Source organism: Mangrovicoccus sp. HB161399, from assembly GCF_013184745.1.
Taxonomy (GTDB): domain Bacteria; phylum Pseudomonadota; class Alphaproteobacteria; order Rhodobacterales; family Rhodobacteraceae; genus Mangrovicoccus.
The window spans coordinates 1-21,262 of the sequence record NZ_JAATVU010000009.1 but is presented as its reverse complement, the minus strand read 5'-3'; the positions used below and the strand labels follow the sequence as shown (position 1 = coordinate 21,262).

19 protein-coding genes and 2 pseudogenes are annotated in these 21,262 nt (G+C 68.1%); 7 read left to right on the top strand and 14 right to left on the bottom strand.

What is annotated here, in order from left to right; translation table 11 throughout:
- Nucleotides 1–30: 30 nt before the first annotated feature.
- From HCC78_RS06900 to HCC78_RS06890, 3 genes are read right to left on the bottom strand one after another with little or no spacing between them, the layout of a single operon-like run.
- Nucleotides 31–2,514: a DUF3772 domain-containing protein gene (locus tag HCC78_RS06900; RefSeq protein WP_172328015.1), complete on the bottom strand. Its 2,484-nt coding sequence runs from the start codon at nt 2,512–2,514 to the stop codon at nt 31–33.
- On the bottom strand, nt 2,511–3,545 hold the full coding sequence (locus HCC78_RS06895) for a cysteine synthase A (protein WP_172328014.1): 1,035 nt from the start codon (nt 3,543–3,545) through the stop codon (nt 2,511–2,513). The genes HCC78_RS06900 and HCC78_RS06895 overlap by 4 nt, the downstream gene beginning before the upstream one ends.
- 52 nt (nt 3,546–3,597) lie before the next feature.
- Entirely contained in the window at nt 3,598–4,689 is a 1,092-nt protein-coding gene (locus tag HCC78_RS06890) for an NUDIX domain-containing protein (RefSeq protein WP_172328013.1), read from the bottom strand.
- Between the two features lie 103 nt (nt 4,690–4,792).
- On the opposite strand from HCC78_RS06890, the gene trmFO reads away from it, so the two are divergent.
- The 4 genes from trmFO (at nt 4,793) to gluQRS (ending at nt 7,918) form a co-directional block, all read left to right on the top strand.
- Nucleotides 4,793–6,130: a methylenetetrahydrofolate--tRNA-(uracil(54)-C(5))-methyltransferase (FADH(2)-oxidizing) TrmFO gene (gene trmFO / locus HCC78_RS06885; protein ID WP_172328012.1), complete on the top strand. Its 1,338-nt coding sequence runs from the start codon at nt 4,793–4,795 to the stop codon at nt 6,128–6,130.
- A 139-nt stretch (nt 6,131–6,269) separates the two neighbouring features.
- A complete protein-coding gene (locus tag HCC78_RS06880; protein WP_172328011.1) occupies nt 6,270–6,812 on the top strand; it encodes a Crp/Fnr family transcriptional regulator in 543 nt (180 codons plus the stop codon).
- A 31-nt stretch (nt 6,813–6,843) separates the two neighbouring features.
- Nucleotides 6,844–7,053: a hypothetical protein gene (locus tag HCC78_RS06875; protein ID WP_172328010.1), complete on the top strand. Its 210-nt coding sequence runs from the start codon at nt 6,844–6,846 to the stop codon at nt 7,051–7,053.
- The gene (gluQRS, locus tag HCC78_RS06870; RefSeq protein ID WP_172328009.1) at nt 7,043–7,918 is read left to right on the top strand and encodes a tRNA glutamyl-Q(34) synthetase GluQRS; all 876 of its coding nucleotides are present in this window, start codon (nt 7,043–7,045) and stop codon (nt 7,916–7,918) included. The genes HCC78_RS06875 and gluQRS overlap by 11 nt, the downstream gene beginning before the upstream one ends.
- Here the strand turns inward: gluQRS and hisI are convergent.
- The gene (gene hisI, locus HCC78_RS06865; protein WP_172328008.1) at nt 7,899–8,258 is read right to left on the bottom strand and encodes a phosphoribosyl-AMP cyclohydrolase; all 360 of its coding nucleotides are present in this window, start codon (nt 8,256–8,258) and stop codon (nt 7,899–7,901) included. The two genes, gluQRS and hisI, sit on opposite strands and share 20 nt — an antisense overlap.
- A gap of 64 nt (nt 8,259–8,322) precedes the next feature.
- Between hisI and HCC78_RS06860 the strand changes: the two genes are divergently transcribed.
- Both HCC78_RS06860 and HCC78_RS06855 read left to right on the top strand, forming a co-directional pair.
- Nucleotides 8,323–8,775, top strand: coding sequence for an iron-sulfur cluster assembly scaffold protein (locus HCC78_RS06860; RefSeq protein WP_172328007.1), 453 nt, complete (start codon nt 8,323–8,325; stop codon nt 8,773–8,775).
- Between the two features lie 55 nt (nt 8,776–8,830).
- Nucleotides 8,831–10,249: a methyl-accepting chemotaxis protein gene (locus HCC78_RS06855; RefSeq protein WP_253949082.1), complete on the top strand. Its 1,419-nt coding sequence runs from the start codon at nt 8,831–8,833 to the stop codon at nt 10,247–10,249.
- A 132-nt stretch (nt 10,250–10,381) separates the two neighbouring features.
- Here HCC78_RS06855 and HCC78_RS34440 read toward each other — a convergent pair whose 3' ends face one another.
- The 5 genes from HCC78_RS34440 to HCC78_RS06835 all read right to left on the bottom strand — a co-directional run bounded on the left by HCC78_RS34440 (nt 10,382) and on the right by HCC78_RS06835 (nt 16,320).
- The gene (locus HCC78_RS34440) at nt 10,382–10,504 is read right to left on the bottom strand and encodes a hypothetical protein (protein WP_256368217.1); all 123 of its coding nucleotides are present in this window, start codon (nt 10,502–10,504) and stop codon (nt 10,382–10,384) included.
- Nucleotides 10,505–10,662: 158 nt separating this feature from the next.
- Entirely contained in the window at nt 10,663–12,750 is a 2,088-nt protein-coding gene (recG, locus tag HCC78_RS06850) for an ATP-dependent DNA helicase RecG (RefSeq protein ID WP_172328006.1), read from the bottom strand.
- Nucleotides 12,750–15,137, bottom strand: a complete 2,388-nt coding sequence (ligA, locus tag HCC78_RS06845) for an NAD-dependent DNA ligase LigA (RefSeq protein WP_172328131.1) — start codon at nt 15,135–15,137, stop codon at nt 12,750–12,752. Before ligA ends, recG begins: the two co-directional genes overlap by 1 nt.
- Nucleotides 15,138–15,234: 97 nt before the next feature.
- On the bottom strand, nt 15,235–15,948 hold the full coding sequence (gene ctrA, locus HCC78_RS06840; RefSeq protein ID WP_172328005.1) for a response regulator transcription factor CtrA: 714 nt from the start codon (nt 15,946–15,948) through the stop codon (nt 15,235–15,237).
- Between the two features lie 93 nt (nt 15,949–16,041).
- Nucleotides 16,042–16,320: a DUF1153 domain-containing protein gene (locus HCC78_RS06835; protein ID WP_172328004.1), complete on the bottom strand. Its 279-nt coding sequence runs from the start codon at nt 16,318–16,320 to the stop codon at nt 16,042–16,044.
- Nucleotides 16,321–16,457: 137 nt separating this feature from the next.
- Between HCC78_RS06835 and mnmA the strand changes: the two genes are divergently transcribed.
- Entirely contained in the window at nt 16,458–17,591 is a 1,134-nt protein-coding gene (gene mnmA / locus HCC78_RS06830; RefSeq protein WP_172328003.1) for a tRNA 2-thiouridine(34) synthase MnmA, read from the top strand.
- 3 nt (nt 17,592–17,594) lie between these two features.
- On the opposite strand, the gene HCC78_RS06825 is transcribed toward mnmA, so the two are convergent.
- The 5 genes and pseudogenes from HCC78_RS06825 to HCC78_RS06805 all read right to left on the bottom strand — a co-directional run bounded on the left by HCC78_RS06825 (nt 17,595) and on the right by HCC78_RS06805 (nt 20,972).
- A complete protein-coding gene (locus tag HCC78_RS06825) occupies nt 17,595–17,861 on the bottom strand; it encodes a hypothetical protein (RefSeq protein ID WP_172328002.1) in 267 nt (88 codons plus the stop codon).
- An 87-nt stretch (nt 17,862–17,948) separates the two neighbouring features.
- Nucleotides 17,949–18,113: a hypothetical protein gene (locus HCC78_RS06820; protein ID WP_172328001.1), complete on the bottom strand. Its 165-nt coding sequence runs from the start codon at nt 18,111–18,113 to the stop codon at nt 17,949–17,951.
- 333 nt (nt 18,114–18,446) lie between these two features.
- Nucleotides 18,447–20,133 (bottom strand): annotated as a pseudogene (locus tag HCC78_RS06815) (IS66 family transposase).
- Nucleotides 20,134–20,244: 111 nt separating this feature from the next.
- Nucleotides 20,245–20,593: pseudogene (gene tnpB, locus HCC78_RS06810) on the bottom strand (IS66 family insertion sequence element accessory protein TnpB).
- A gap of 19 nt (nt 20,594–20,612) precedes the next feature.
- The gene (locus HCC78_RS06805; RefSeq protein WP_172328000.1) at nt 20,613–20,972 is read right to left on the bottom strand and encodes a transposase; all 360 of its coding nucleotides are present in this window, start codon (nt 20,970–20,972) and stop codon (nt 20,613–20,615) included.
- Nucleotides 20,973–21,262 lie beyond the last annotated feature (290 nt).

The following is a 21,262-nucleotide window of genomic DNA, read 5'->3' as shown; positions in this document are numbered from 1 at the left end:
GTCTAGGCGGCCATGGTTAACGTACGGTGATCAGCGCCCGTCCGCGCCGCCGTCGCCATCGGCATGCGCCGCCTGGCCGCCGGTCGGCAGCGGCCGCGGACCCGCCTGGCCGGCAGCGCCCTCGGCCCTGCCCGACATGATCGGATGGCTGCGCGGCCCGCCCGCCTCGTGCAGCCAGACATCCTGCTGCGGGAACGGGATCTGGACGCCTTCCTCGATGAAGCGGCGGGCGATCTCGTGGTTGAGGTCGGATTTGACGTTCAGCAGGAAATTGATGTCGCGCAGGATCACCCGGACCTCGAAATCCATCGAGGACGGCCCGAATCCCATGAACAGGATCTGCGGCGGCGGCGAGATCGTCACCATCGGATGCGCCTCGGCGATTTCCTGCAGGATGCGCTCCACCTTGCGGGTGTCGGTGCCGTAGGCAACGCCGACCGGCACGATGGCGCGGCCGATCAGGTTGCCGCGGGTCCAGTTGGTCACGACCCCCGAGACCAGGTCGGAATTCGGCACGATGACATCGGTGCGGTCGAAGGTCTCGATCCGCGTCGCGCGCACCGAGATCGCCTTCACGTAGCCCATCTGCGTGCCGACCTCGATCCAGTCGCCTTCCGAGATCGGCCGCTCGATCAGCAGGATGATGCCGGAGACGAAATTCGACACGATGGTCTGCAGGCCGAAGCCGATGCCGACCGACAGCGCCCCGGCGACGATGGCGATGCTGGACAGGTCGAGCCCGGTCGAGGTGAAGGCGGCCAGCCCCGCGAGGAAGAAGCCGACATAGCCCGCCCCCGAGGTGATCGCCCGCTGCGCGCCGATGTCGAGCCGGGTCTTCGGCAGGATCGTCTGCGACAGGATCCCCTGGGTGAATCGCGTCAGCATGTAGCCGATGACGAAGACCGCGATGAAGACCAGCACCAGGTTCGGCGAGACCTGCACCCCGCCCATGGTCACGCCGGTGCGCAGCGAGGTCCAGACCTCGCTCAGATCCGCCACCCGCGCGCCCCAGAGCAGCGCCAGCAGCGGCACCGCGGCGACATAGAGGAAGCCGCCCGCCAGCGTCGCGCCCAGCCCGTTCGCGGCGCGGACATCGCCGTGGTTCAGCACGACGAAGACCTCGGCGACCAGCCGCTGCGCGCGGGTCAGGCCCGCCAGCACGAAAAAGGTCGAGCAGGCCGGGAAGACCAGCGCGTCGGCCGCCCGGAGATAGCCGAAGGCCGCCAGCCCCGGCCCGGCCACCGCGATCACCCGCGCCAGGGCCGCCAGCAGCGCGATCACCCGGCGGACATAGAAGCTCTCCTCGGCGATCCGCTCCTCTTCGGACGGGCCCGAGGGCAGGATGTTCTTGGCCCGGTAGAGCCGCCCGAGCCGGAACAGCGCGGCCGAGGCCAGCACCAGGAAGATCGCGCCCAGATAGGCCTGCGAGGTTTCGGAATAGCCCAGATCCTCGGTCGCCTGCATCATGCCGGCATAGAGCGACAGGACCAGCACCAGCCCGGTCGAGACCCGCCGCGCCGGACCGGCCAGCCGCGGCGGCAGGATGCCGTGCGCCGTGGCCAGCTCGGCCCGGGTGCGCGGATAGATCCGCAGCACCAGCCAGGTGCCGAGGATCAGCGTCATGGCAAAGCGCGACACACCGGTGAGCAGCGCCGAGCCGGTCGTGCCCAGCAGCCCCGACATGCTGATGCCGGTCAGCGCCAGCACCAGCCCCAGCACCGGCAGCACCAGCTGCAGCCCCACCGCGACCGTCTCGGCCGCCAGCTTGGCCAGGCGGTTGCCGAGGAACTGGCTGAATTCCAGCAGCGCGTTGGTCCAGCGGCCCGAGCGCCACAGCAGCAGCAGACCGGCCGCCATGATCACCAGCCCCGAAGGCAGCGTCGACAGCCGCTCCTTGCGGGCATCGGCGGAGCTGTAGAGTTCCGCCATCTCCTTGGGCACCGCGGCGGCCGTGCCCGCCATCTCGCGCAGCGTGCCGGTCCAGCTCAGCGGATTGAGCGGCGTCGGCTTGCGCTGCATCATCGCCGAGGCCTGGCGCAGCCGCAGCATCTCGTCGATCTCGCGCACCAGCCCGTCGGCATGGGTGAAGGCCAGCTGCGCCTTGACCGAGGGTTCCTCCAGGACGCGGCGCTGCTCGGTCAGCGAGGCGCGCTCGGAAGTCACCGCCTCGGGTTCGGTGCCGCCATCCTCGGGCGGCGGCGGCAGCATGGAAAGGCGGCGGTTGATCGTCTCCAGCCGCCCGCTGTTGGCAGTGTTGTCGGCCAGGAACTTGTCGCGCCAGGTGACCACCTGCTCGCGCAGCGCCAGCAGCGCGGCATCGGGGGCGGCATCGACGGCGAGGGTCTGCTCGACCCGCGACGCCAGCCGTTCCCAGGCGGCGTAGTCGGTGCTGTCCTGCGCCCGCAGCGGCGCGGCAAGCAGCAGCAGCGTGGCGAGCAGGAGCGGCAGGACGGCCCGCAGCAGGCCGGCAGGGACCTGCGCGGCGCCGTCCCGGTGCCGCCCCTGCGCCCTCATGCGTCCTCGAAGACTTCGGGCAGGATGCGGCCGCGCCCTTCGAGCCAGCCGGGAACCGGCAGGCCCTTCTCCTTCAGGAAGGCCGGGTTGAACAGCTTCGACTGGTAGCGCGAGCCGTAGTCGCAGAGCACGGTCACGATCGTGTGGCCCGGCCCCATCTCCTTCGCCATGCGCACCGCGCCCGCGATGTTGATCGCGGTAGAACCGCCCATCACCAGCCCCTCGTCCTCGGCGAGGTCGAAGACATAGGGCAGCGCCTCCGCGTCGGAGATGTTGTAGCTGAAATCGGGGGTGAATCCCTCGAGATTCGCCGTGATCCGGCCCTGGCCGATCCCTTCGGTGATCGATCCGCCCTCGGCCTTCAGTTCGCCGGTGGTGTAGTACGCATGCAGCGCCGCGCCGTCCGGATCGGCAAGCCCGATCTTGACGCCCTTCGGCTGGATTGCCATGGCGACGCCCGCCAGCGTGCCGCCGGAGCCGACAGCGCAGATGAAGCCGTCAACCTTGCCGCCGGTCTGTTCCCAGATCTCGGGGCCGGTCGAGTCGACATGCGCCTGGCGGTTCGCGACGTTGTCGAACTGGTTCGCCCAGATCGCGCCGTTCGGCTCGGTCTCGGCCAGCTTCGCCGCCAGACGCTCGGAATAGCGGACGTAGTTGTTCGGATTGCGGTAGGGCGCGGCGGGGACCTGGACCAGCTCGGCACCGGCGAGCTTGATCATGTCCTTCTTTTCCTGGCTCTGGGTCTCGGGGATCACGATCACCGTCTTGAACCCCATCGAGGCGCCGACCAGGGCCAGGCCGATGCCGGTGTTCCCGGCCGTGCCCTCGACGATCGTGCCGCCGGGCTTCAGCTCGCCCTTCGCGATGGCGTCGCGGATGATCCAGAGCGCGGCGCGGTCCTTGACCGACTGGCCCGGGTTCAGGAATTCCGCCTTGCCGAGGATCTCGCAGCCGGTCTCTTCGCTCACCTTGTTGAGCCGGATCAGCGGCGTGTTGCCGATGGCCGAAGCGAGGTCCTTGTAGATCGCCATGATGCACCCTTTCGTCGAAGTCCGGCCTATGTACGCGCGCCCGGGCGGAGGATCAACCGGAGGCGCGAAGCCGTGCCAGATTGAGTTCCAGCCAATAGGCCGAGACCAGCAGCGGCGCATCGGGAATCTCGTTGTCCCGCAGGCGCCGCATCAGTTCCTCGCGGGACATCACATGGCCGCGGATGTCCTCGCCCTCGGCGGCCACCCCGCCCAGCTTCGCCGCCTCGTCGGGCAGATCGGCGATGCCGACATACGAATAGAGGTATTCCGAGAAGCATCCCGTCGACGGGTAGTAGTCATTGACGTAGTGCAGCGCCTTCAGCTCAAGTCCCGCCTCCTCGGCCGCTTCCTTGCGCGCCGTGGTCTCGGGACTGTCGCCAGGCTCGATGCGTCCCGCCACCGGCTCGAGGATCCACGCCGTGGCATCGCCGCGGGCGATCGGCGCGGCGCGGACCTGCTCCACCAGCAGCACCCGGTCGCGCACCGGATCGTAGGGAAGGACGGTGACCGCATCGGAGGCGAGGAACACCGCGCGTTCCACCGCCGGGCTCTCCGCGCCGTCGAAGCGGCGATGCGAGTAGACCAGCTCCTCGACGGCGAAATAGTTGGAATAGGGCCTGCGCCGCTCATGCACCGTCACGTTGCCGAGCCCCAGCCCGGATTCCAGCGGCTTCGCCGGGGCCGCGGCAGCCGCCGCGCGCGACGACGCCCGGAACAGGATCATCGGCAGCCTTCCGGCCGCTTCCGGCGCGGGCAGCGTGCCGCGGTAGGACAGGATCTCGGGGACCGCGAAGCTCAGGATCGCGCCCCAGCCCAGATGCTCGGCATCCCGCCAGGGACCCGCGCTGCAGGCCTCGGGCAGGAAGGCCACCGCCGCCGCCGGTCCTGCCCCGGTTTCCACCTGCCGCTCCGTCTCGGCCAGCCCCAGAACCGCCGCCGCGTAGCGCAGCGCCCCGAGCTCTGCAGCCCCGAGGTCGGCCAGCTTCACCGGCAGCGCATCCGGACCGTCCGCAAGGCCCGGCACGACCACCTCGCCCCCCGCGAGACGCGTCCCTGCCATGGCGCCGTCGCGCACCGCCCCGGCCCCCAGCGCAAGCAGCACGCCGTCCTGCGCGAGAGACCCCTGAAAACACACCTGAACCATGCCGAACCTTCCCGCACCGCCTGTCCCGATTTGTGGCCCTTGCCCCGGCCGCGGTCCAGCCATGCGGCTTGCGGCATTCGGACCCGGCGCGTAGAGAGCGCGCATGACAGAACGGTTGAACATCATCGGCGGCGGCATGGCCGGATCCGAGGCGGCCTGGCAGGCGGTCTCTATGGGCGTGCCGGTGACCATCCATGAAATGCGCCCCCAGGTGGGGACTTTCGCGCACCAGACCGGCGACCTCGCCGAAATGGTCTGCTCAAACTCCTTCCGCTCGGATGACAGCGAGCAGAACGCCGTCGGCCTCCTGCATTGGGAAATGCGCGCGGCCAAGGGCCTGATCATGGAGATGGCCGACCGCCACCGCCTGCCCGCGGGCGGCGCGCTGGCCGTCGACCGCGACGCCTTTTCCGCCGCCGTGACCGAGCGGCTGCGCAGCCATCCGCTGGTCGAGGTGGCCGAGGGCGAGATCTCCGAACTGCCCGCCGGGGGCCAGTGGATCATCGCCACCGGCCCGCTGACCTCGGGCAGCCTCGCCGAGGCGATCCGCACCGAGACCGGCGCCGATGCCCTTGCCTTCTTCGATGCCATCGCGCCGATCGTCTATTTCGACTCGATCGACCTGTCCAAGGCCTGGTTCCAGAGCCGCTACGACAAGGGCGAGACCGAGGAAGAGCGCACCGCCTATCTCAACTGCCCGATGGACAAGGCGCAGTACGACGCCTTCATCGACGCGCTGCTGGCCGCCGACAAGACCGAGTTCCACGAGGGCGAGACCGCGAAATACTTCGACGGCTGCCTGCCGATCGAGGTCATGGCGGAACGCGGCCGGGAAACCCTGCGCCACGGCCCGATGAAGCCCGTCGGCCTGACCAACCCGCACCAGCCCGAGATCAAGGCCCATGCCATCGTGCAGCTGCGCCGGGACAACAAGCTGGGCACGCTGTTCAACATCGTCGGCTTCCAGACCAAGATGAAATACGGCGCTCAGACCGAGGTCTTCAAGACGATCCCGGGACTGGAAAACGCGCGCTTCGCCCGGCTGGGCGGCATCCACCGCAACACCTTCCTGAACTCGCCGACACTGCTCGACGACCAGATGCGGCTGAAGTCGCGGCCGAACATCCGCTTCGCCGGGCAGATCACCGGGGTCGAGGGCTATGTCGAAAGCGCGGGCATGGGCCTGCTGGCCGGACGCCTCGCGGCCTCCGAGATGCTGGGCCGCCCGATCGCCCCGCCGCCCGGCGTGACCGCGACCGGCGCGCTGGTGACGCATATCACCGGCGGGGCGGACGCGAAGACCTTCCAGCCGATGAACGTCAATTTCGGGCTGTTCCCGCCGATCGACGCCAAGGGCGGACGGCGCGGGCGCAAGGACCGCTACAAGGCCTATACCGACCGGGCGAAGGACGCCTGGACGGACTGGCTCGCGCAGGGCTGACCACGCGCAGCAATGCGGCGGCGCCGGAAAACCCGGCACCGCCAGACGGGAGGACAACATGAATTTCGATCTGCAAGGCATTGACCCAATAGAGTTTGTCGGCTGGGCTGCCTCATTGGCAACGATTGCCTCCTATGGCATGAAGACGATGATCCCGCTGCGGATCCTGGCGATCTCTTCCAGCCTCCTGTTCCTCTCCTACGGGCTGGCCAAGCAGGTCTGGCCGATGGTCTTCATGGAAACGGTGCTGCTGCCCTTCAACATCTGGCGGCTGGCCGAAATCCTGGTGCTGCGCCGCCGCCTCCAGCGCGCCCGCGACACCGGACGGGATGATTTCTCGGCACTGAAATCCACCGCCCCGGCCCTCCGCCTCGCCCCCGGACAGGAACTGTTTGCCAAGGGCGACCCGCCCGACAAGGTCTACCTGATCGCCTCGGGCGAAGTGGCGCTGCCCGAGCTCGGCCTGCGGCTTGGTCCGGGCGACATCGTCGGCGAGATGGCCTTCTTCACCGAGGCGGCTCGGCGCTCTTCCGGCGCGGTCTGCGCCACGCCCTGCATCGTGCACGGCGTGAACGAGGACGGCTTCCTCAAGCTCTATTTCCAGGACCCTGGCTTCGGGCTGGCCGTGATGCGCACCGTCACCCGGCGGATCGCCGCCAATGCCGCCGCGGTTTCCGCTTGAGAAACGTCCGCGGCGCCCCCAATTATGGGCCATGAATTACGTTCTCGCCCTCTTCCTGCCGCCGCTCTCGATCCTCCTGATCGGCCGGATTTTCCTCTCGATCCTGGTCTTCGTGATCTGGGTCCCGGCGATCATATTCTCGGGCGGCCTCACCCATCCGATGTTCATCGCGCTCGCCTGGATCCTGATCTACCAGGCCGGCGCCGAGAAGCGCATGGACCGGCTGACGCGTGACGACTAGAACGCGCTTCGCGCCGTCGCCCACCGGGCCGCTGCATCTCGGCCATGCCTATGCCGCGCTGGTCGCCTCCGATCTGGCGCGGGCCGCCGGCGGAGAGTTCCTGCTGCGCATCGAGGATATCGACCGCAGCCGGGCCCGGCGGCATTGGGAAGCGCAGATCCATGACGACCTTCACTGGCTGGGCCTGTCCTGGCCCGAGCCGGTCATGCGCCAGTCCGAACGGCTGAGCGCGTATCAAGATCATCTGGCAAGCCTTTGGCAAAAAGGACTTCTCTACCCTTGCACCTGCAACCGCCGCGACATCCAGGCTGCGCTGTCCGCCCCGCAGGAAGGCGCGCCGATGCTCGGACCGGATGGCCTGGTCTATCCCGGAACCTGCCGACACCGGCATGACAGGACCGGCCCGATGCCGGCGGATGTCGCGCTGCGGCTCGACATGGCGCTGGCGCTGGAGCGGATCGGCGGCGCGTCACTGGAATTCAATGAAACCGGCCCCTTGCGGGACGACATTCAGACAACATGGACCGCCGCAGAGATGCGCAGCAACGTCGGCGACGTCGTGCTGAGCCGCAAGGAAATGGGCACGTCCTACCATCTCTCGGTGGTGGTGGATGACCATGCGCAGGGCATTTCCCTGGTCACCCGCGGCGCCGATCTGGCGGAAGCAACAGGCATTCACCTCCTCCTCCAGAGGCTCATGGGACTTTCCTCGCCCAGATATCATCATCATCGGCTGATCCGCGACGAGGCGGGCAAGCGCCTGGCGAAGCGTGACGACGCCCGGGCCATTGCCGCCTACCGCGCCGAAGGCGCGACGCCAGCCGACGTGCTGGCGATGATCGGCCTCACGCGATCGGCTGCATGAGCTCGACTTCGTCGCCGCCCGCCACGGAGGTATAGAAACAGCTGCGGCGGTTTGTGTGGCAGGCCGGTCCGGTCTGGCGCACGACGGCAAGCAGGCAGTCGCGGTCGCAATCGACCCGCAGATCGACCAGCTCCTGCACATGGCCCGAGGTTTCGCCCTTGACCCAGAAGGCCTGACGCGATCGAGACCAATAGGTTACGCGACGATCTTCAAGTGTCTTCCGCACCGCTTCGACGTTCATCCAAGCCATCATCAGCACCTCGCCCGTGCCCTCCTGCTGGGCGATCACCGGGATCAGGCCGCGGTCGTCATAGGTCAGGCTCTCGGGATCGAAACTCATGAGTTTTCCTTTGCATCGCCGGGTCGGACCGCTATCTAACGGGGAGCACCGCAAAGGGAAAGCCATGTCCGAGTCCGATCTGATCAAGCTCTATTCGCAGCGCATCCTGCGGCTGGCAGCGGACATTCCCCATGCCGGAAGGCTTGCCGATCCCTCTGCCTCCGCTTCCGTCCGCGCGCCGCTCTGCGGCTCCACCGTGACGGTGGACCTGCGGCTGGACGATGGCGGGCGGATCGCCGAATTCGGCCAGGACGTGAAGGCCTGCGCCTTGGGACAGGCCGCCGCCTCGGTCGTCGGCGCCCATGCCGTCGGCCGCAGCCAGGCCGAGATCGCCCGCGCCCGCGACGAGCTGAAGGCAATGCTGACCGAGGGTGGCCCCGCCCCGTCGGCGCCGTTCGAGGACCTCGAAGTGCTGCGCCCGGCGACCGAGTTCCGCAACCGCCACGCCTCCATCCTGCTCTGCCTCGACGCAATCCTCGCGGCGATGTCGGACCGCGCCGCGACGTCGGCCGGCTGACTGACTTAAGCCATCCTCAACACGTCGGCGCTACGCAGGCCCCAGGAGGGTCCGGATGCGCGACATGTCTGACGAGGAAATCCCTGAGGGCCCCGGCCCCGGCAAGGATCTGCTGGACCGGCTGGCACGGTCGGCGACTTCGCTGGGCTACGATATCGTCGAGGTGTCGGGCTTCATCGACCAGATCGACGCCAAGGCCAGCGGCCAGACGCCGATCCTCGCGCAGGCGCGCGACGGCGCCGAGCGCATCCTCGAAGCGAACCGCGAAGTGACGGAGGCGCTGGCCGCGATCCGCAGTTCCGCGGAACGCAGCCTCGCGGCGGTGGAGACGTCGGTCGGCGTGGTCCAGGCCGCGGGCTCCCGCACGAAGTCGGTGGCGGCATGGGTGCAGGCGCTCGACGCGCGCATGACCGAGGTCAGCGAGACGCTGAAGGAAGTGCGCAAGAACAACGGCGCCATCACCTCGATCGCGGGCCAGGTCAACATTCTCGCCATCAACGCCAAGATAGAGGCGGCCCGCGCCGGAGATGCCGGGCGCGGCTTTGCCGTGGTGGCGGAGGCGGTGAATGAACTGTCGCGCAAGACCTCCGACGCCGCCGCCGCCATCCTCGAAAGCCTGACCGGCCTGACGCAATGGATCGACCTGCTGCGCAGCGAGGCGGCCGAGGTCGCCAAGCAGGCCAGCGGCGTGCTGGACAGCGGGCAGAAGACCGACGAGGCGCTGGCCGCAATCGCCGGCAACGTGCGGGCCACGCGCGACGAGGCGGGCGGCATGGAAAAGCAGTCCCGCGAGGTGGCCCGGGCCGGGCAGGAATTCGGCACCTATTTCCACCGGATCGAAACTGCCGTTTCGGAAACAGTGGCGGGCATCGGCCAGGCGCGGGAGCGCGTGCACGGCCTGATCGACAAGAGCGAGGCAATGGTCCAGCAGACCGTCGCGATGGGCGGCGGGTCGGGCGACGCGGCCCTGATCGGCTTCGCCAAGGAACGCGCGGCCCGGATCTCGCAGATCTTCGGGGACGCGCTGGCCTCGGGGCGGATCCCGCGGCGCGACCTCTTCGACTTCAGCTACCGGCCCATAGAGGGCACGGACCCGCCGCAATTCACCGCGCCCTTCCTGGAGCTGACCGACAGCCTGCTGCCGCCGGTGCTGGAAGAGGCGCTGAAATTCGACCCCAAGATCGTGTTCTGCGCCGCGGTCACCAAGGACGGCTACCTGCCGACGCACAACCGGAAATTCTCGCAGCCCCAGCGCCGCGGCGACCCGGCCTGGAATGCCGCCAATTGCCGGAACCGGCGGATCTTCGACGACCGCGTGGGCCTGAAGGCCGGACGCAACCGCGAACCTTTCCTGCTGCAGGTCTACCGGCGCGACATGGGCGGCGGCGAATTCCGCATGATGAAGGACATCTCGGCGCCGATCACGGTCGACGGCACCCCTTGGGGCGGTTTCCGGATGGGCGTCAATTTCTGAAAAAAAGCCGCCGCGCCCGGCAGAGGCAGCGGCGGCAGGATGGCGAAACCCACAAGCGGCCGACCGTTGGGGGGCGGTCAGGCGGAAAACCGGAACAGGCAGGAACCGGGATGGGGAATTTCGCAGGGCAGATCAGAGAAAGGTCGGCAGATGCAGACAGCCGAGAACGATGACGGACAGCGCCGCCATTCCGGCAAGGTCCGCGCAGAAGGTGGACGTGATGCGGGTCTTGAGCGTTTCGAGGACAGTCGGCATTCTCGGCCTCCACATTCGAGCTGGTGTTTCACTTTTGTTCTGATTCCGTCCTCGTGTAAAGAACTTTTTAAGAACCTTTAAGGAACATGCAGATAGAACACGCAGGAATGGGGTAAATTGACCGACATTGGCGCCAATATGGCACCAATCCCGTTCTGTCAGCCGACATCGAGCAGGCGGAGGGCCTCGTCGCGCTGCATCAGCCAGAGAAGCACGGTCAGCGCCCGGCCCCGGTCGGTGAGCGGCGCAAATTCCGTTTCCAGCGCCGCCCGCGCCTCCCGCTGGGCAAGGGTCATCAGCCCGGCCTGATGCTCCAGATCCGCCACGCGGAACCGCGGCAGCCCGGATTGCGCACGGCCGATCACGTCGCCGATCCCGCGCATCGCCATGTCTTCCTCGGCCAGGCGGAACCCGTCCTCGGTCTCGCGCATCAGGGTCAGCCGGCGTTCCGCCGAGGGCGTCAGCGGCGCTTGGTACAGCAGCAGGCAGGTCGAGGCTGCCGCACCGCGCCCGACCCGCCCGCGCAGCTGGTGAAGCTGCGCCAAGCCGAAACTGTCGGCGCGCTCGATCACCATGATCGACGCATTCGGCACGTCGACGCCGACCTCGATGACCGTGGTCGCCACCAGTACCGGCAGATCCCCGGCGGCGAAGCGCGCCATCACCGCGTCCTTCTCGGCATGGGGCATCTGGCCATGGACCAGCCCGACCTTCTCCGCGCCGAGCGCAGCCTGCAGCTGGCGGGCCCGCGCCTCGGCCGCAGTCAGATCTATTGTTTCCGTTTCCTCGACAAGCGGGCAAACCCAATAGGCCTGCCGCCCCTCGCCGATGGCACGCGCCAGATGGGCGACGACCTCGTCCAGCCGGTCGGTCGGCATCACGGCAGTGCGGATCGGCTTGCGGCCCGGCGGCTTCTCGTCCAGCACCGACACATCGAGATCGCCGTATTGCGCGAGGGCAAGCGAGCGCGGGATCGGCGTCGCGGTCATCACCAGAACGTCCGTCGCCATGCCCTTCTGCGCCAGCTCCTGCCGCTGCGCGACGCCGAACCGGTGCTGTTCGTCGATCACCGCGAGCCGCAGGTCGGAGAACGCGACATCCGCCTGGAAGAGCGCATGGGTGCCGACGACGATCCCGGCTTCGCCCGACGCGATCCGGGCCAGCTTGGCCGCGCGGGCCTGGCCGGTGTCGCGCCCGGTCAGCAGCTCCATGGTCACCCCGGCAGCCTCGGCCAGCGGCGCTAGCCCGGCAAGATGCTGGCGGGCGAGGATTTCGGTCGGCGCCATCATCGCGCCCTGCCCGCCGGCCTCCACCGCCTGCAGCAGCGCCAGCATGGCGACCAGAGTCTTGCCCGCGCCGACATCGCCCTGCAGCAGCCGCGACATCCGCGTCTCCGCCGCCATGTCGGCTGCAATCTCCGCCGCCGCGCGGGTCTGCGCCCCGGTCGGCGCGAAAGGCAGCGCGGCCAGGACTTTGCCGCGCAGGTGCCCGTCGCCCTTGGAAGACCGTCCGCCCCGCCGCCGCTCGCGCTGGCGCGCGATGGCCAGGGTCAGCTGGTGGGCCAGCAGCTCGTCATAGGCCAGCCGTGCCCGGGCCGGCGCATCCCGGCCCAGCTCGGCAGCGGCCTCCGGATGGTGCGCCAGCAGGAGCGCATCGCGCCAGGACGGCCAGCCCTTGGACGCCAGCAGATGCGGATCGATCCACTCCTCCAGGTCGGGCGCCAGATCGAGCGCCGCCTCGGCGGCCTTGCGCATCGCCTTTGCCGTGAGCCCCGCCGCAAGAGGATAGACCGGCTCGTGCGCGGGCAGCGTCCCGGCCTCGGCGCGGGTCAGGATATGGTCGGGATGCGCCATCTGCGGATGGCCGTCGAAAAGCTCCACCCGCCCGGAAACAATGCGCCGTTCGCCGACCGGAAGGTGGCGCTCCAGCCAGGGCGTGCGGGCATGGAAGAACACCAGCGGGAAGCGCGTGGACCCGTCTTCGACCAGCACGCGGTAGGGCCGCCCCTTCCGCGCGGGGGCGTCATGCGAGAGGATGCGCACCTCCACCGTGGCCACTGCCGGGGCCTGGACCTCCATGACCGAGCGTTTCAGCCGCCGGTCGATCACCCCGTGCGGCAGCGTGAAGAGCAGGTCGCGCGGCCGCTCCACCCCGAGCCCCGCCATGGCCTGCGCGCCCTTGGGGCCGATGCCGGGCAGCTTGGTCAGCTCGGAAAAGAGCGGGAAGAGGAGCTCGGGGCGCGGCATCAGTCGGAAATCAGCGCGATCCAGCCGTCTTCGTCGATGGTCTCGATGCCCAGCTCCGCGGCTTTCGCGCCCTTCGAACCCGCGCCCGGCCCCGCCACGACGAGATCCGTCTTCTTCGAGACCGAGCCCGAAACCTTGGCACCCAGGGCCTCGGCCCGCGCCTTGGCCTCGGCACGGGTCATCTTTTCGAGCGAGCCGGTGAAGACCACGGTCTTGCCCGCGATCGGGCTGCCGTCGGATTGCGGGCGCTCGACGCGCTGGATGTCCAGTTCCGCCGCCAGCCGGTCGATCGAGGCGCGCTCGGTCTCCTGCGCGAAGGCGGAGACCAGGGCCACGGCGACGGTCGCGCCGATCCCGTCGATGCCGACCAGATCGTCCCAGGCCGCGCGGCTTTCGGGCGGAATTTCGGGCGCCGTGTCCCAGACCTTGGTCCGCGTCGCGGTGATCTCGGCGCGCCGTCCGGCCTCGGCGGCATCGCGGCGCTCCGCCTCGACGGCCTCTTCCGCCAGCTGGTGGCGCCGCTCGGCAGGCCGCGCGAGGTCGACGGCGCGCAGCATCGCGTCCCAGCTTCCGAAATGCAGGGCAAGGTCGCGCGCCGCCACCTCGCCGACATGGCGGATGCCGAGCCCGAAGATGACCCGGTTCAGCTCGATCTGCCGCCGCCCGTCGATCGCGTTCAGCAGGTTGCCTGCCGATTTCTCGCCCCAGCCCTTGATCTGCGCCAGCGGCTTGTCGCCCAGATAGCGGATCGCCGCGGCGACATGGCCGGGATCGGTGTCGTCGACCGGAACGCCCGCGCCGCGCAGCATTTCGGCCAGCGCCTCCAGCAATTCGCGCCGCCGTTCCGGATCGCCCTCGGTCCTGGCGATGGACTCCTCCGGGTCGCGGACCAGCCGCTTGCCTGACCGATCGCGGGCGCGCAGCGTGAAGATGTCGGCCGGTTCCGCGATCCGGCACATGGCGTGGAGGAATTCGGCCTGTTTCGCGCCCAGCCCCTCGATGTCGAAGGCCGCGCGCGAGACGAAATGCTTGAGCTTCTCGACCGCCTGGGCCGGGCAGATCAGCCCGCCGGTGCAGCGGCGCACCGCGTCGCCCGGCTCGCGGATCGCCTCGGAACCGCATTCCGGGCAGGTCTCCGGGAAGGCATAGGGTTCGGTGCCCTCGGGGCGCTTGGAGAGGTCGAGATCGGCGATCTTCGGGATGACGTCGCCAGCGCGGTAGACCTGCACCCAGTCGCCGATCCGGATGTCCTTGCCGCCGCGGATCTCGTTGCCCGAGGCATCGCGCCCGGCAATGTAGTCCTCATTGTGCAGCGTCGCGTTCGAGACGACGACGCCACCGACCGTCACCGGCTGAAGCCGCGCGACCGGCGAGAGCGCGCCGGTGCGGCCGACCTGGATGTCGATCGCCTCCAGCCGGGTCCAGGCCAGTTCCGCCGGGAACTTGTGCGCGATGGCCCAGCGGGGCGTGGTCGAGCGCAGGCCGAGGCGGCGCTGCAGCTCCAGCGCGTCGACCTTGTAGACCACGCCGTCGATGTCATAGCCCAGCGTCGCGCGGGCCTGCTCGATCCCGCGGTAATGGGCGACGACCTCCTCGACCGTCGCGCAGCGGCGGGTCAGCGGGTTGGTCTGGAAGCCGAGCGCGGCCAGCCGGTCGATCGCCTCCATCTGGGTCTCGCCGAGCGGCGCGGAAAGCTCACCCCAGGCATAGGCGAAGAAGCGCAGCGGACGGGAGGCGGTGATCGCCGGATCGAGCTGGCGCAGCGATCCCGCCGCGGCATTGCGCGGATTGGCGAAGACCTTGCCGCCCCGCTCCGCCTGGCGCGCGTTCAGCGCCGCGAAATCGCCCTTGTCCATGTAGACCTCGCCGCGGACCTCGAGCACCTCCGGCGCTCCGTCCAGCGTCTCGGGAATGTCGGCGATCTGGCGGGCATTGGCGGTGACGTTCTCGCCTTCGGCACCGTCGCCGCGGGTCGCAGCCTGCACCAGCTTGCCTGCCTCGTAGCGCAGCGACAGCGACAGCCCGTCGATCTTGGGTTCGGCAGTATAGGCCAGCGGGTCGTCGGCACCGAGACCGAGATAGCGGCGGATGCCCTGGTCGAACTCGGCCACGTCTTCTTCGGAGAAGGCATTGGCCAGAGACATCATGCGCTGCGCGTGGCGGACCTTGGCAAAGCCGGAATCGACGGGCGCACCGACGCGGCCGGACACGGACTCTTCTGCGGCAAGGTCTGGGAAGGCTTCTTCGAGCGCGAGGGCGCGGAGCTTCAGCCGGTCATATTCGGCGTCGGACAGGACGGGGGCGTCCCGGTTGTGGTAGGCGCGGTCCGCCTCGGCAAGCTGCGCCGAAAGCGCCTGGTATTCAGCCGCGGCCTCTTCGGCCGGCAGGTTGACGGGATCAGCATTCGAACCGGACACGGCACCCTCGCTTTGCGCACCTCACTTCCGGGGTGATAGGTGCCTTGGGCGCCGCCGTCCAGTTCGATCAGGCGCCGAGCGCGATCGGCGGCTCGGCCAGCTTGGGTTCTGGATCGCGCAGCACGTAGCCGCGCCCCCAGACGGTTTCGATGTAGTTCTCGCCGCCGGTGGCCTGGCTGAGCTTCTTGCGGAGCTTGCAGATGAAGACGTCGATGATCTTCAGCTCGGGCTCGTCCATGCCGCCGTAGAGATGGTTGAGAAACATTTCCTTGGTCAGCGTGGTGCCCTTGCGCAGCGAGAGCAGCTCCAGCATCTGGTATTCCTTGCCCGTCAAATGGACCGGCTGTCCGCCCGCCTCCACCGTCTTCGCATCGAGATTGACCGAGATCTTGCCGGTGCGGATGACCGACTGCGAATGGCCCTTCGAGCGGCGGATGATCGCGTGGATGCGCGCGACCAGCTCTTCGCGGTGGAAGGGCTTGGTCAGGTAGTCGTCGGCGCCGAATCCGAACCCCTTGATCTTGTTTTCGGTATCGTCGGCACCGGTCAGGATCAGGATCGGCGTGTCGATCTTGGCCAAGCGCAGCTGGCGCAGCACTTCCAGCCCGTTCATGTCCGGCAGGTTCAGGTCCAGAAGGATGAGGTCGTAATCGTAGAGCTTGGCGAGGTCGATGCCTTCCTCGCCGAGATCGGTGCAATACACGTTCAGGTTTGCATGGGTCAGCATCAGTTCGATGCTTTTCGATGTTGTCGGGTCATCCTCGACGAGCAGAACGCGCATTGTTTCTCTCCGCTGGAAGTCGTTTCTCGACGTTAACGTGAACAATAGAGGTTAATCGCACGTTACCACGGCAAGGTTTCCGCCGTTAGCAACTTAAAGTTGTCGATACTTTTGTAAAGAGGTAGTCTTCAAAGCGGCTTCCCCATGATCTTTCACGGCCTTCTGCCAAGAATCAAGTTCCTCCTCGGAAAGTCCGTACATTTTCAGGGCTTCGTCCTTGCCGATAAGCCCGTGCTGCACAGCTTTCACCACAATTGCCTTGCGGCTTGCAACCCATCGCCGCGTGTCCTTCGATGGAAGGTCGGCGCGGCTGAGCGTGCCTCCGTCCGGCAGATTGACGATGCGCGGCCCCTCGACTTTGCGTATATACATGGTTCGTCCCCTCATTACTCACCGCCGCCCATATCGGTAGGAGGGACCTAAGATCGTGTAAAACAACTCCTTGCAAATGCGGGGAAATTAAATACAATGCCCGGCTTCCCGGTTAAATGGTAAATACGGCAGAACCAATGACCCACCCGCTCAACTCCCTGGGATTCGCGAAAGCTCCCGCAGACACGCGAGTCCTCGTCGCCATGTCCGGCGGAGTCGACAGCTCCGTCGTCGCCGCGCTCCTGCACGAGCAGGGCTATGACGTCATCGGCGTGACGCTGCAGCTCTACGACCACGGCGCCGCCCTGGCCAAGAAGGGCGCCTGCTGCGCGGGGCGGGACATCCACGACGCGCGCCGCGTGGCCGAGGATCTCGGCTTCCCGCACTACGTCCTCGACTACGAGAACATCTTCAAGGACGCGGTGATCGACGAATTCGCCGACAGCTATCTCGCCGGCGCGACCCCCGTTCCCTGCATCCGCTGCAACGAGCGCGTGAAGTTCCGCGACCTGCTGGAGACCGCGAAGGATCTGGAAGCCGACTGCATGGCGACCGGCCACTACATCCAGCGGATGATGGGCGATCGCGGCGCCGAGCTGCATGCCGGGGCCGATCCGCAGCGCGACCAGAGCTATTTCCTGTTCTCGACCACGCCCGACCAGCTCGACTACCTGCGCTTCCCGCTCGGACACCTGAGCTCCAAGGCGGAGACGCGGGCGCTGGCGACGAAATACGGGCTGAGCGTGGCCGACAAGCCCGACAGCCAGGACATCTGCTTCGTGCCCGACGGCAACTATGCCGCCGTGATCGAGAAGCTGCGGCCGAACGCGGCCGATCCGGGCGACATCGTCGACACGGAAGGCAACGTGCTGGGCACCCATCGCGGCGTGATCCACTACACGATCGGCCAGCGCCGGGGCCTGGGCATCGGCGGGCTCGACACGCCGCTCTACGTGGTGAAGCTCGATCCGGACAAGCGGCAGGTCGTGGTCGGCCCGAAGGAGGCTCTGGCCACCCGCCGGGTGCCGATCCGCGAGCTGAACTGGCTGGGCGACGGCAAGGTCACCGACCGCGCCGAATGGGAAGTGGCCGCCAAGGTCCGCTCCACCCGTCCGCCGCGCCCGGCGATCCTGCGCCCGATCTCCGAGACTGAGGCCGAGGTCGAGCTGCTGACGCCCGAGGAGGGCGTGAGCCCCGGCCAGGCCTGCGTGCTCTACCAGCCCGACAGCAGCCGCGTGCTGGGCGGCGGCTGGATCTGGCGCGGGCACTGAGCCTCAGCCGGTAACGCTGTCCGACGGCGCGTCGCAGCCCAGGCCGGTCATCACGAAGGGCATCGCCCCCTCGGCCCGCTCGGTCCAGGGGGCGAGCCGATCCCCGCCATGGCGCGCGAGGCGGCTGAGCGCCATCATTGCCGCCATCGACAGGACGGCACCGCAAAGCACCAGGGACTCGAGCGTCTCGCGGGTGTCAGCGAATAGCGGGACGAGGACGGCCAGCGTATCGCCGGACATCGACAGGAAGGCCAGGACCGCGGCGGCCATCGACGGCGGCCGCGGCAGGGGCGCGCCCTCATTTTTGCGCCGCTTCCACAGCGTATGCAGCCCGATCGCCACCCGCGCCCGGCCGAGTCAGCCGAGATCGCCGCCGACCGCCTGCTCCGCCCCCTGTGCCAGGTCCATCGCGCCCAGCAGCACCGCCGATCGGGCCAAGCCCCCGGCCAGCAGCGCGCGCACCGTGCCGAGCCCCGGCAGCAGCGCCATCAGGATCGGGAGATTGTCGAGATTGCTGGACACATCTATGGATGCCCCGCCCTTGCAAGGTGATCTTCTTCCTGCTCCGGCATTTTCCGCGCCTGCAGTCATCTATCCGGCCTGTCGTGGCGATGCGCCCCGCACCGCCGGCCTTGATGGTAAATCCGCAGATCGGTTCCCAATCACTGGTCGCGAGCTCGAAGCTCGATGCGTCCAACGGATTTGACCGATCCCGGTCCGCCCGGTCATGCCATCACGTTCAGAATTCCCTCGCATCCGCAGCGGCGCTGCGTCAGGTGACGCTGTCTCCGCAAGAAATCATTGCATCTCTATGATGCGTTCCATAGCGGCTCGGTTAGGACCGGCCTTGCAATTTCAGGCAGCGTCGCTCTGGGCCGTTTCGACGGCCTGAGGCTTCCAGTTCCACGGGAGAAGCTCGTCGAGCCAGTTGATCTCGTGGTCGTGGATGCGGTCGAGCCCGTCGGCGCGATAGGCCTGCGGGTCCAGGCCGGTCATCCTTGCCGTCTCGATGATGGTCATCGCCCGCGCCAGCGTTTCGCCGCCGGTGTCCGATCCCGCGAAGAGCCAGTTGCGCCTCCCGACTCCGATCGGTCTCATGCCTCGTTTGGCCGCGTTGCTATCCAGGGCCACGCGGCCGTCCTCCAAAAACTGGCAAAACGAGTCCCACCGGTTCAGCCCGTAGCGGAAGGCCTTCGCCAGATCGCCCTTGCCTGGGATGCGGGTTGGCTGCTGCTCCGCGCAGGTGCGGAACGCCTCGACGTTGGGCGCGCTCCGCTCCCGCCGCACGGCGAGCCTCAGCTCGGCTGGCTGCCGGGAGGTCTGCCGCTCGATGTCGTAGACTGAGCCAGTGTCTCGCCAATGGTCCGAGAGACATTGGCGAAGGCCGATGCTGTCCAACGCCTCGCAGGCGATCTCTGATCCCATGGCCGTCCACACGTCATGAAAGTCCCGGCGCAAATGTGCCCAGCACGCTGCCTTTCGGAACTGCCCGTGCCCTCGGCCCGCGGCTCGTAGAGCTCCCGGAAGCCGGAATAGGCGTCGGCCTGCAAAATGCCGCCGCTCTCCGAGAGGTGCTCCCGCGGGTGTTCGGACTTCCGGTCCGCCGAGAAGCGGTAGACTGCGGCGGGTGGCGCCGTGCCTGCCGTTGCGCCGGAGGCGCACCTTCGGTGCAACGGCCGCTGGTCGCGGACATGGACCCGGATCCGGCCCTGCTTCACGCCCTTGCCGAGGCCCGCGGTCTTGCGCGATCGGTCAAGGACATGGATGAGCGTGTCGTCCGTTGCCTGGCAGGCGAATGCATGCATTCGCCGAGAAGGGGCATGCAGCAGGTCGGCCGACAGAGCATCCCTGCCGATCCGCTCGATCAGCGGCGCCAGCGCCTTCATCGCGCCGCCGCACCGGTCGATCAGGGTCGTGTCCGGGATCTCGGCGCCGAGCCGGGCAAAGATCTCGTTCAGGCGATAGAGCGGCACGTGATGGTCGAATTTCGAGACAAGGATGCAGGCCAGCGGCGCCGCGCCCGCCATGGCTCGCGCGGGATCGGACGGCTGGGTGCTGGCACCTGGACCATCCGCTCGCAGCAGCAGCAGAATTTCTTCACCCGGGCGATCTCGATGACTTTCAGCTGCGCGGCGATCATATCGAGCATCTCGCTGACATCCTCCCCCACCACCCGCAGCGCGCCGCCGCAATCAGGACAGGGCTCGCCGGGATCGAGCTCGCGGCGCTCGCGCGGCGTGCCTTGCGCCACCTTCGGACGGCAGCGCGGCTTCCGCTCAGGCGAAGCGGCGGTCCCAACGGCCGCTTCCGGCTCCTCCCCCTCGTCGGAAGCCGGAACAATCCCGGCCTCGACCAGCGCGGCCTGCAGGTCCTCGAGCGCCAGCTCCAGCTGCTCGATCTCCCGCTCGACCTTTTCCGAGGACGCGCCTAACTTCTGCTTCTGGAGCTTGGCGATGCGCACGCGCAGTGTCTGGATCAGCAGATCATGGGCGTGCAAGGGGGCCGATATCCTGGCGTTCCCGGCGGAGAGCGCGGCAATCATCGCCTTCAGAAAGGCAGGGTCATCGGGAAGTTTTCGGCACCGGCGGACATGCCAAGCCCTACCATGAATCGGCCGGTAATCCTTTTAAAACAAGGCCAAATCGGAGAAAACTTACCCGACCCGGGCGGGCGGCGCACCCCAGTCCGGCCGCCGCCAGTCAATGCCTTCCCATAGCATGGCCAGTTGCGCGGAGGTCAGCCGCGCTGCGCCGCTCCCCGCCGAAGGCCAGGGGAATTTCCCGCGCTCGAGCACCTTGCAATAGAGGCAGAACCCCTGGCCGTCCCAGTACAGGAGCTTGATCCTGTCGCCCTTGCGCCCCGGGAACGCGAAGACAGCGCCGCTGGCGGGCTGCTGACGCAGGACAGCCACACGCCAGCGCGGCAAGCCCGGCGATGCCCTTGCGCATGTCGGTGGTTCCGCAGCCGAGGCAAACCCGGACCCCGGTGCCGGGCCCGATCATGCCGCCTCGATCGCCCGGATCAGCCGCGACAGCGCAGCCGGGTCGAGCGTGCTGTCGAAGCGCAGCCACCGTCCGTTCGCCAGCCGGAGTTCCACAGCCGGAGTTCCACGGGCACGGAACAGGCCGCCGGCGGTTCCGGCGGCATCTCCGCAGGCGCGGGAAAATCGACGGGCAGGAAGAGAGTGCCGTGATCCCGCCGCCGCAGGTTCTTCTTCTTGAGGACATGCCGCCAGCCATAGATCTGCAATCGCGTCACGTCATGCCGCTGCGCAACCTTCGTCAGCGTCGCGCCGTTCACGCCCACCTCCGACACGATCGCGAGCTTCTCGTCGTCGCTCCAACGTCGGCGCCGTTCCGCGCCAAGGATCTCGCCCCGCATGCACCCTCCACTCAAGACACGTCGCGAACGACGTCGCTATGAACGTCTTTCCCGCCGTCACGCGAAACGCAGGCAGGCGGAACAAACCGTCTTGAAGCGACCCACAAGTGCCCGCCTGCGGCGTTGCAAGGCGGGCGCCTTCCGCGAGGTCTGCGAGGCGGGGGAAGCCCCGCCATGGGACCGCGGTCCCCGGCGGTGCGGCGGACGCGCGGCCGGGATGGCCTCCGGGGCGTGCGGCCGACCCGGTGCAGGATCCGGGATCGCGAGGTGCCTGCCGCTTCCTCGCCGGC

What these genes read in the sequence shown, in the direction of transcription:
- HCC78_RS06900 (WP_172328015.1), bottom strand. Translation starts at nt 2,514, where the DNA reads ATGAGGGCGCAGGGGCGGCACCGGGACGGCGCCGCGCAGGTCCCTGCC.
- HCC78_RS06895 (WP_172328014.1), bottom strand. Translation starts at nt 3,545, where the DNA reads ATGGCGATCTACAAGGACCTCGCTTCGGCCATCGGCAACACGCCGCTG.
- HCC78_RS06890 (WP_172328013.1), bottom strand. Translation starts at nt 4,689, where the DNA reads ATGGTTCAGGTGTGTTTTCAGGGGTCTCTCGCGCAGGACGGCGTGCTG.
- trmFO (WP_172328012.1), top strand. Translation starts at nt 4,793, where the DNA reads ATGACAGAACGGTTGAACATCATCGGCGGCGGCATGGCCGGATCCGAG.
- HCC78_RS06880 (WP_172328011.1), top strand. Translation starts at nt 6,270, where the DNA reads ATGAAGACGATGATCCCGCTGCGGATCCTGGCGATCTCTTCCAGCCTC.
- HCC78_RS06875 (WP_172328010.1), top strand. Translation starts at nt 6,844, where the DNA reads ATGAATTACGTTCTCGCCCTCTTCCTGCCGCCGCTCTCGATCCTCCTG.
- hisI (WP_172328008.1), bottom strand. Translation starts at nt 8,258, where the DNA reads ATGAGTTTCGATCCCGAGAGCCTGACCTATGACGACCGCGGCCTGATC.
- HCC78_RS06860 (WP_172328007.1), top strand. Translation starts at nt 8,323, where the DNA reads ATGTCCGAGTCCGATCTGATCAAGCTCTATTCGCAGCGCATCCTGCGG.
- HCC78_RS06855 (WP_253949082.1), top strand. Translation starts at nt 8,831, where the DNA reads ATGCGCGACATGTCTGACGAGGAAATCCCTGAGGGCCCCGGCCCCGGC.
- HCC78_RS34440 (WP_256368217.1), bottom strand. Translation starts at nt 10,504, where the DNA reads ATGCCGACTGTCCTCGAAACGCTCAAGACCCGCATCACGTCCACCTTC.
- recG (WP_172328006.1), bottom strand. Translation starts at nt 12,750, where the DNA reads ATGCCGCGCCCCGAGCTCCTCTTCCCGCTCTTTTCCGAGCTGACCAAG.
- ctrA (WP_172328005.1), bottom strand. Translation starts at nt 15,948, where the DNA reads ATGCGCGTTCTGCTCGTCGAGGATGACCCGACAACATCGAAAAGCATC.
- HCC78_RS06835 (WP_172328004.1), bottom strand. Translation starts at nt 16,320, where the DNA reads ATGTATATACGCAAAGTCGAGGGGCCGCGCATCGTCAATCTGCCGGAC.
- mnmA (WP_172328003.1), top strand. Translation starts at nt 16,458, where the DNA reads ATGACCCACCCGCTCAACTCCCTGGGATTCGCGAAAGCTCCCGCAGAC.
- HCC78_RS06825 (WP_172328002.1), bottom strand. Translation starts at nt 17,861, where the DNA reads ATGGCCGCCGCGGTCCTGGCCTTCCTGTCGATGTCCGGCGATACGCTG.
- HCC78_RS06805 (WP_172328000.1), bottom strand. Translation starts at nt 20,972, where the DNA reads ATGCGGGGCGAGATCCTTGGCGCGGAACGGCGCCGACGTTGGAGCGAC.